Annotated in this window: 9 protein-coding genes; 1 reads left to right on the top strand and 8 read right to left on the bottom strand. The window is 43.0% G+C overall.

What is annotated here, in order from left to right:
• Positions 1-77: 77 nt before the first annotated feature.
• The gene (locus VF500_RS00205) at positions 78-662 is read right to left on the bottom strand and encodes a riboflavin synthase (protein ID WP_121224549.1); all 585 of its coding nucleotides are present in this window, start codon (positions 660-662) and stop codon (positions 78-80) included.
• Between the two features lie 86 nt (positions 663-748).
• Positions 749-1246, bottom strand: coding sequence for an SRPBCC family protein (locus VF500_RS00200; RefSeq protein WP_330857745.1), 498 nt, complete (start codon positions 1244-1246; stop codon positions 749-751).
• Between the two features lie 87 nt (positions 1247-1333).
• Between VF500_RS00200 and VF500_RS00195 the strand changes: the two genes are divergently transcribed.
• Complete coding sequence (locus VF500_RS00195) at positions 1334-1795, top strand: NUDIX domain-containing protein (protein WP_330857744.1); 462 nt, start codon at positions 1334-1336, stop codon at positions 1793-1795.
• Here the strand turns inward: VF500_RS00195 and accC are convergent.
• The 6 genes from accC to VF500_RS00165 all read right to left on the bottom strand — a co-directional run.
• A complete protein-coding gene (gene accC / locus VF500_RS00190; RefSeq protein ID WP_330857743.1) occupies positions 1792-3276 on the bottom strand; it encodes an acetyl-CoA carboxylase biotin carboxylase subunit in 1485 nt (494 codons plus the stop codon). The two genes, VF500_RS00195 and accC, sit on opposite strands and share 4 nt — an antisense overlap.
• A 591-nt stretch (positions 3277-3867) precedes the next feature.
• Positions 3868-4380, bottom strand: a complete 513-nt coding sequence (locus VF500_RS00185) for a c-type cytochrome (protein ID WP_330857742.1) — start codon at positions 4378-4380, stop codon at positions 3868-3870.
• Positions 4381-4495: 115 nt separating this feature from the next.
• Positions 4496-5338 carry an SDR family oxidoreductase gene (locus tag VF500_RS00180; RefSeq protein ID WP_330857741.1) on the bottom strand — a complete coding sequence of 281 codons (843 nt, stop codon included), beginning with the start codon at positions 5336-5338 and terminating at the stop codon, positions 4496-4498.
• A gap of 166 nt (positions 5339-5504) precedes the next feature.
• Positions 5505-6497, bottom strand: coding sequence for a Hint domain-containing protein (locus VF500_RS00175; protein WP_330857740.1), 993 nt, complete (start codon positions 6495-6497; stop codon positions 5505-5507).
• Positions 6498-6609: 112 nt separating this feature from the next.
• A complete protein-coding gene (locus VF500_RS00170) occupies positions 6610-7854 on the bottom strand; it encodes a histidinol-phosphate transaminase (RefSeq protein WP_330857739.1) in 1245 nt (414 codons plus the stop codon).
• The coding region (locus tag VF500_RS00165; protein WP_330857738.1) for a flavin monoamine oxidase family protein at positions 7808-8689 on the bottom strand (882 nt) is incomplete at its 5' end. The genes VF500_RS00170 and VF500_RS00165, both read right to left, overlap by 47 nt.

Genomic DNA, 8689 nt, shown 5'->3' with positions numbered 1-8689 from the left:
TACCTGGCAAGTAAACCAAAGGATACCCAAAAAGCTTATATAGCCTACTCCAGAGAGCGTATTAAATCCTTAGGAATTTAGCGCTGCATTAAGCGGGCCACGTATTTGCCGATAATATCAAACTCGAGGTTAACCTGGCTGCCAACCTTTACATTGTGCAGGTTGGTATGCTCAAATGTGTATGGGATAATGGCTACAGAGAAACTATTGGCATGTGAGTTAACGACTGTAAGGCTGATGCCGTTTACACAGATAGACCCTTTTTCAACAGTTACATTGCCACTTGCTGCATCATATTCAAAAGTATATTCCCAGCTGCCATCCAGCTCTTTAAAAGCCGTGCAAACAGCCACCTGGTCAACATGGCCCTGAACAATGTGCCCATCAAGCCTTGCATTCATTTGCATGCAGCGCTCCAGGTTTACCGGGTCGCCAACTTTGAGCTGGGCAAGGTTTGTTTTATTGAGGGTTTCTTCAATAGCAGTTACAACATGCAGGCCATCGGCCAACGCAACCACGGTAAGACAAACACCATTGTGGGCTACCGATTGGTCGATCTTGAGTTCATGTGATATAGCTGATTCGACAGTAATATTAAGGTTGCCTTTTTCCTGTTGCAGATCGGTGATCTTACCTAAAGTTTCTATAATTCCTGTAAACATATACCTCCCGGCCCATTGAAGGGGCTATTTTGATTGGCATCAAAGCTAAAATATTTTACAGTATGGTTTGTCAGCAGTAAATGAAATTATTTGAAACTCGAGAATAGATCTTTACGCTTATTGCGGAGGTCTTTACCGCCTTCCAGTACCGATTTCAGGTTAGCGAGATAAAACGTCCACCCAAGCTGGCATTGTACATAAAGGTTTTTTTCGGGATCGGCTTCCTCCGGAATATTTTCCTGTACCAGCTCAACAACCACAACACCTAATTTACAGGTTATTGAAACGCTCACGATGGTGCCTCCGGTAAAAGTAAATTTTACAAAATCTGCACCATTAGCTTCCAGTACCTGCCCGTTCTCGACAATGGTATCGTCAAAACCGTGCCAGTGCCAGGTATAGGTGTCTTCCTTTTTGATAAACTCCTGCGGTTCGCGCTGGCGGCCGGCTATGGCAAAAAAATCGGCCTTGCGTAAAAACCAGGTTTCAAGCCCTTCGGGCGTAGCCCAGGCTTCATACATGCTGCGTACGTCAATGTCAACATCAGCTGTTACCTTAAATTTGCTCCATCTGTCGTCTGCCATAATAAATTGTATATAGGTTCGGGGTGTTTGTATCAAAAATAACAATTATAATTAAGGCTTTCATTAACTTGCCTTTAAATCTTAAACATGCCAAAGCAAAGCGCGGGGATCTTATTGTATCGAAAAACAGTTCAGGGCTTACAGGTATTTCTTGTACACCCGGGTGGCCCGTTCTTTAAAAATAAAGATGATGGCTCATGGTCAATCCCCAAAGGCGAATATCCGCCGGATGAAGATCCTCTGACAGCAGCAAAACGTGAGTTTCAGGAAGAAACCGGGCATGAAATAACCGGAGATTTTACTGCGCTAAGCCCCATTAAGCAAAAAGGAGGCAAAACAGTACAGGCCTGGGCTGTTGAGGGCAATATCGACGCGGAAAATATCAAAAGCAATACTTTTGAAATAGAATGGCCGCCGCGCTCGGGCAAAAAACAAACCTTTGATGAAATTGACCGTGGGGCCTGGTTTGATATAGCCATAGCAAAAATAAAGATCAACCCGGCACAAGCAGCGCTAATAGACGAACTCGCTGCAATGAATGATCATTAAATCTGTTTTCTGTTTTTAATCCAGTTACTTGAATTATCTGTTTCAGTTGGTGTGGTGATTGAAACCTTCTTTGCACCTAAAAGTTTTTCCATCACTATTGCTGCAACCATAGCTTCGTCCTCATAACTTTCCTGAAGCACTTCGGGCGTAAAATATTTTTTTACAAAATGGGTGTCAAAATTGCCTGAAGTAAAAGCTTCATGCTGCATCACGAAACGCCCGAAACCCAGTGTAGTTGTAATACCGGTGATCTTATACTCATCGATAGCCCTTATCATGCGGTCAATAGCTTCAGCACGCGTATCAGCATAGGTTATCAGCTTGGCTATCATAGGGTCATAATAAATGGGGATCTCCATGCCCTGTTCAAAGCCGTCATCAACCCTTACACCAGGGCCTTTAGGCGTTATATAAGTTTGCAGCGTGCCGATATCCGGTAAAAAATTATTAGCCGGGTCTTCGGCATAAACACGCAATTCAACAGCATGGCCCCGGATCTTTAAATCTTCCTGTTTAAAGCTGATAGCTTCGCCCCTTGCTATTTTGATCTGTTCCTTTACCAGGTCAATACCAGTTATCAACTCCGTTACAGGGTGCTCCACCTGTAAACGGGTATTCATCTCCAGGAAATAAAAATTAAGCGCCTCGTCCATGATAAACTCAACCGTACCGGCACCGGTATAGTTAACAGAACGGGCCACATCAACAGCGCAGCGCCCCATCTTTTCCCTGATCTCCGGGGTTAATATTGCCGATGGGGCCTCTTCAATCACTTTTTGATGGCGGCGCTGTACCGAGCAATCACGCTCAAACAGGTGCACTATATTACCATGTGTATCACCCAGAACCTGGATCTCGATATGTTTGGGAGAGGATACATATCGCTCAATAAAAACAGAACCATCGCCAAAGGCGGATGTAGCTTCAGAAACAGCTAACTGCATCTGCTCTTCAAACTCTTCCGGGCCATCAACAATACGCATCCCTTTACCTCCCCCGCCTGCGGCGGCTTTTATCAATATCGGGAAGCCTACTTCAATTGCCCGGTTTTTAGCTTCATTAACATCGGTAATAGCCTCCTCTGTTCCCGGAACCATTGGGATGTTGTATTTAAGTGCCGCAGCTTTAGCAGATAACTTGTTGCCCATCACTTCCATAGCCTCCGGCGAAGGACCAATGAGGATAAGCCCCGACTCCCTGACCAACCTGGCAAAAGCAGCATTTTCGCTTAAAAATCCATAGCCAGGATGGATACCTACGGCTCCCGTTTGTTTACAGGCCGCTATGATCTTTTCACCTACAAGATAAGATTTACTGGATGGGGCTTCGCCAATATTGACTGCCTCATCTGCATAGCGCACATGTAAGGCATCACGGTCTGCGTCTGAATAAACGGCAACGGTTTTGATACCCATTTCACGCGCCGAGCGCATAATTCGCAAAGCTATTTCACCACGGTTGGCAACCAGTATTTTCTGCATAAAACAAATGTAATTGATTTACCGAAAAACCTACTATATGCTTACTGCTTATAAAAACTGTTGAAATATTATTTAGGAACCCACCTATAGGTTTTACGGGAGCATTTATAACAGATATATTTTTTAAAAGGTAAACCCACAAGAAGAAATTTAGCCAGATCGCTCCGTTTGATCCTGCTTAACGGGGTTTTGCAATTACGGCAGGTTAATTGGCCCGAATTTGTTGATGTATTAGCTGGCGCCTGTGGCTTGATCCTAAACTCCGCAGTCATTTGTTAATTATGATAGTTATTAAAGGTTGTAACAACTAACCCATCAGTTTTATACCTAAAGTTTCAAAGTTGATAGTAATCCACCACACAAACTTTCATACAAAACCAATCAATTATTGTTTTGTATAAAATTAGTTACAAAACATGAACTTTTCGTGAACTCAGCTTAAAATTATTCCTAAAAAGAATATATACTCAACGGTTAAATACATAATTTTTACGCAAAAAGTAAAAATATAATGAATAATAAGTCATTATAAAACAAAACGCCCTTGGTTTTACCAAAGACGTTTTATTTATAAATAATGTACTTTATCAATTATGGCTTGGTTGGCGCTGGGCTGCCCGGAGCTGGACCACCCGGCGGCGGACCTGGCTGACCACCTGGGCCAGGACCCATTCCCGGGCCACCCGGACCTTTTCCATCTGGTACCATCACTTCAGGATGAGCTGTACCACGGTGGCAGGTATTACAGTTAACACCACTTTGCATGATCATACCCAAAGAATCTTTTTTGGCATGAAAATACTTCTGGTTGATCTTGCTCGTCATTTTAAACATATCGCGGGCCATTTGCTTTTCGGGCTTGGCGTCGCTTACCCAATCCATCTTTTTAGTTTCCTCGTTGCGGGCATGGCAAAAGTTGCAATGCACACCCAACGAATGCGACCAATCTTCCATTACCTTATGCAGGTTCTCGCCAGAAATGTTTTTTGGCAATACTTTAAGGTTCTTAAAACCTTCGTCCTGTGGTTTGATGTTGGTCATGGCGCCAAACACTACTACGGATAGCAGGCCAAGCGTAACTAATAGTTTTTTGTTAACAGGCATAATTGTCATGTTTAAGTCATCTAAATTAACTTATTGGTTTTAATGTTGCAACATTTTTAAGCAAATGATTGAATTATTCACGGTAAATTCATAATTACCGAATCGCCTACAAAACCTAAACCATTGATTTACTGATCAGTTTATCACTTATCTGCCAGAGTTTTTCCTGTACAGCGATATCCTGCACTATAGCAGCTGTTTTAGCAACCTTCTTCTTTTTAAAATAGCGACCATTAAATTCGTCAAGGCGGGGTGCTGTTGCAAGATATATAGATGTTTCGGCGCCTTGTTCTGATGTTATCATAAAGGGCCGGGCCAATTTCATCAAAATCTTTTCAAAACCTTTGAGCTTATCAGCAAAACTGCTACTTACAACACCGGGATGCAATGAAAATGCCAGGATACCCTTATCGCCAAACTTTTGTGCAAGCGCTTGCGCAAAGTAAACATTGAAAAGCTTGGCCATGCCATAGGCTTTAACAGATGAGTAGTTTTGAGCCGATTGCAGATCGTCGAAATTGGGTTTCCCTAATTTATGCCCTTCAGAGCTTACATTGATAATGCGCGCCTGTCCGCGTTCAAGCAAAGGCATTAAACTTGTCGTTAACAAAAAATGCCCGAGATGATTGGTAGCGAAAGTCATTTCAAATCCATCCTTATTTACCTGCCTTTCACTGAAACCAGCCCCCGCATTATTAATAAGAATATTAATAGCCATCAGTTTTTGCGAAAGTTCGGCCGCAGCTTCACCAACACTTTGCAAATCGGCCAGATCGCACTTGATCACATAAATATGCTTATTACCGGTTTGTGTGGCGATCTCCTCCTTAACCGCTTCTCCTTTAATGATATTACGAACCAGCAGGTAAACCGCATGATCCTGTGCAGCACGCGCCATGGCAGTTGCTTTCCCAATGCCGGAGGTAGCCCCGGTAATAACTGTTGTTTTTATTGGCATAGATCTTTATGCAGGAGATATAGAAGGGCAAGATACCGATTTCTGTTGCATACGAGCCTGGGTAATGGAGTTTTTACTTAGGGCTTATGCCCTCGCCCATTTCCTTCCAAACTTACGAAGTTTTAAAAACTTCGTAAGTTTCATCACGGGAAGTAACAACCAGATTCTACTTCTGCATCACCATTACCCCGTTCATCAGCAATGTACTGCCGCCATCAGCAACAATATTATATACTTTTTGCACGCCACCAGCGTGTTCTGTTTTTTGCAATACGGTGAAAGCCTCGTATTTACCGGTTTGCTCATTAAGGCAAAGTACTTCCTGCCCAATTGCTACCTCCCCAATTTTGATGTTACCTTGTTTGGTTAACATTGGGTGATTGGGCGTGGCCTGTAAGACTTTGTTATTCAATTTAACCTCTTTACCCTCTGCAGTACTTTTTGTTTGGGCCGATACCAATACCAGTTGGGTTATAGCATAGTTTTTAGCCTCATGAGTAGTTAATTCTTTCACCTTAACTACCATATTCTTTTTAGTAGCCGGATCAACCGAGATCACCTCATCGCCGCTTTTCACGGCTTTCAGCATCTTCCTATCGCCATTAGCCATAGTTACCAGTTCTTCACCGGGGAAACAGATATCATTACCATATGTAGCTGCTTCCTCTTTCAGATCCTTGCCGCCATTAAGTACCTTATACTGCTGAAAGCTAACTTCTTTTGACAGTACATAAGATAACTTGAGGATAAAGTTCTGCTCCACTTTATTGATATTATCAATATCCAGGAAATACTGTTCCCAAACCTTGCCATCGGCAGTAAAATCAGGAACAAGCGCTTTGTAAAGTTTTCCTTTTTCGTTGGTATAAAATACCATCAAGCCAATTTCCTGCATGCCTTCTTTGGCTATCAGTTTATACAGGTCTATACGTTTTTTTAGCCCGTCAGATCCGGTTATGAAATAAGGCTTACGGCTTTCGTAACGATCCAATACATAAGCATTTTCAAACTTAACGTAGGTATCGTTATCCAAATTAGCTATAGTAAAAGCCTGTGCTTTTTTATACTCATCCATAGTAAGCGGACGAGGGTTTACTGTTTGCCCCTTGGCAAAATAAAGAGATGAAGTTAGTAGTAGTGTTAATGTAAGTTTACGCACTTTGTTTTAGAGATTAGTGGTTGGAGATTAGAGGTTGGTTGTTTTAGAGATTGGAGACCAGGGATTGGATTGCTTTTTTCCTAATCTCTAACCTCCAATCTCTAATCACCACTTAAGACAGTTGTTTAAACGCATCGGCAAAGGCTTCCATTTCGTCCATACGGCCGATGCTTACGCGGCACCAGTCCTTGCCGTTAAACTGCCAGTTACGAACACCTACGCCACGTTTCATCATTTCGCCAACAAACTTTTTGCCGTCCATTTTAAGCGGGAACATCACAAAGTTTGCCGATGAAGGGATGTATTCATAACCTTCTTTTTTAAGTACCGAATACAGGTATTCTTTAGAAGCAATTGTTTTTTCGAGGGCATCTTTTAAAAATGCTTCTTCGCGGTATGCTGCAATTGCACCTGCTATAGTGGTGGCCGCCAGCGAAAACCCTGTTGTATACATCGATAACGTTTTAATAGTATCGGGCTGGGCAATTACATAGCCGCAACGTAAACCTGCAAAGCCATATAACTTTGAAAAGGTGCGCGCAACAATAACATTGCTTCCAGCTTTCACAGTGCTGATCATCGTACTGGCCTGCGGATCGGGCAGGTAATCGATATAGGCCTCATCAACAAAAACGGTTGTCTTTTTAGATACACGTTCGCAAAAAGCTTTCAGCTTAGCAGTATCTAATATCGTAGCTGTTGGATTGTTAGGGTTACAGATATATACCAAGCCAGTGTTATCATCAATCTTTGCCTCCATGGCATCCAGATCAAGCTTGTAATCGACTGTAAGGGGTACTTTGATCCACTTACCTTCCAGTTGCTGTGCGTGCGATGGCAGGTCATCATATGACGGATCGCCGGTGATGATACTCTTACCGCCTTTGCTGTAATGTATAGCTGCTGCCAGTAATAGTGGCGACGAGCCCGATTCCATCAGGATATTATTGTAGTTGATGCCCTCATATTGGGCTATTTTATTGTACAGGGTCCCCTGGGTCATGAAAGGGTATTGATAGCTTTTATCAATGGCATCCTGGATGGCCTTTTTTGCGGCCGGTGATGGGCCAAAAGGGTTTTCATTAGCCAACAATCTTGCCTTTAATTCAAAGCCAGCGTTGGTAACAGCCTCCTGATCGGTTAATGCCCTGCTTAATGGTTTAAATACACGGGCCGGCATGGCTGCCAGCTTGCCAATTGTTCCTGAAAAAAGGGCCAGTCCCCCGGCCATAAATGCGCTGGATTTGATCCAGTTTCTGCGGTTAAGTGTACTTGACATGGTGGTGGTATTTAATGCTTTTATGTTGATATTATTTCTGAACCGGATATTGCGTTCGTTGGTTAGTAACCCTGGCATGTACAGCGGCAACTGTACTCCTGGCCGATTCAAATGCCCCGGCCATCCAGGCATTGAGGTATGTTAAATGCTCGCCTGCAAAATATACCTGCTTATCGGGTTTTAACAGTACCGGGTATTGTGTTTTACGGGTTTCGGTAGTGTATACCGCCCATCCGCCTAAATTATATTTGGTTTTATGCCAGCTTACCGAAAACGAGTTTTCAAACTCTTTGTCATATTGCGGGTGGATGAGCCTGCCTTTTTCCAGCGCGAACTTCTCCCTTTCGGCGTAACTTAAAGCGCCGATCTTCTGCGCTTTTTCGTTAAAGTTGTAATATCCAATCAAGATACCTTTTTTTCCTAAATAATCATAGGATGGATAAAAAATCTGCGTTAAATCATTGTTAGTGTGCGTTATACCACCGTAGATATGCTCATCCTCTTCCCAAAACCTGCGTTTAAACTGCAGGCCGATCTTCCCGGTTTGGTTATAGCTGATATAATCAATAGCGCGACTAACATCACCGCTAAAATTATTGCTGATATTACTCAAAACCGGCAATGGGATAGTGCAGATACACAGGTCGCCATTTAACACGTGCTCGCCTGTGGCATCTTTATAGATTATTTTCACCCCATCGGTTATGTTATTAATAGCAGTAACCTCCGCTCCCATTTTTATGGATGGCGCCACCTTCTTTTCCAAAGCTTTGGCTAACTGATCCATACCGCCAACAGCCTGGAACATGGTCATCTGTAGCTCGTAGGTATATTCGGCTACATTATAAAAATCGGGGCCCATTAAACCCGAGTGCAATAGGTCGGCCAGTTTATGCGGATCGGCTATTTTGCC

Source organism: Mucilaginibacter sp. (genome assembly GCF_036383575.1).
Classification (GTDB): domain Bacteria; phylum Bacteroidota; class Bacteroidia; order Sphingobacteriales; family Sphingobacteriaceae; genus Mucilaginibacter.
The sequence above is the reverse complement of the archived record's forward strand: the minus strand, read 5'-3'. Positions and strand labels throughout refer to the sequence as shown.

Coding starts and splice junctions, on each gene's coding strand:
- VF500_RS00205 (WP_121224549.1), bottom strand. CDS start 662: ATGTTTACAGGAATTATAGAAACTTTAGGTAAGATCACCGATCTGCAA.
- VF500_RS00200 (WP_330857745.1), bottom strand. CDS start 1,246: ATGGCAGACGACAGATGGAGCAAATTTAAGGTAACAGCTGATGTTGAC.
- VF500_RS00195 (WP_330857744.1), top strand. CDS start 1,334: ATGCCAAAGCAAAGCGCGGGGATCTTATTGTATCGAAAAACAGTTCAG.
- accC (WP_330857743.1), bottom strand. CDS start 3,276: ATGCAGAAAATACTGGTTGCCAACCGTGGTGAAATAGCTTTGCGAATT.
- VF500_RS00185 (WP_330857742.1), bottom strand. CDS start 4,380: ATGCCTGTTAACAAAAAACTATTAGTTACGCTTGGCCTGCTATCCGTA.
- VF500_RS00180 (WP_330857741.1), bottom strand. CDS start 5,338: ATGCCAATAAAAACAACAGTTATTACCGGGGCTACCTCCGGCATTGGG.
- VF500_RS00170 (WP_330857739.1), bottom strand. CDS start 7,854: ATGCCAGGGTTACTAACCAACGAACGCAATATCCGGTTCAGAAATAAT.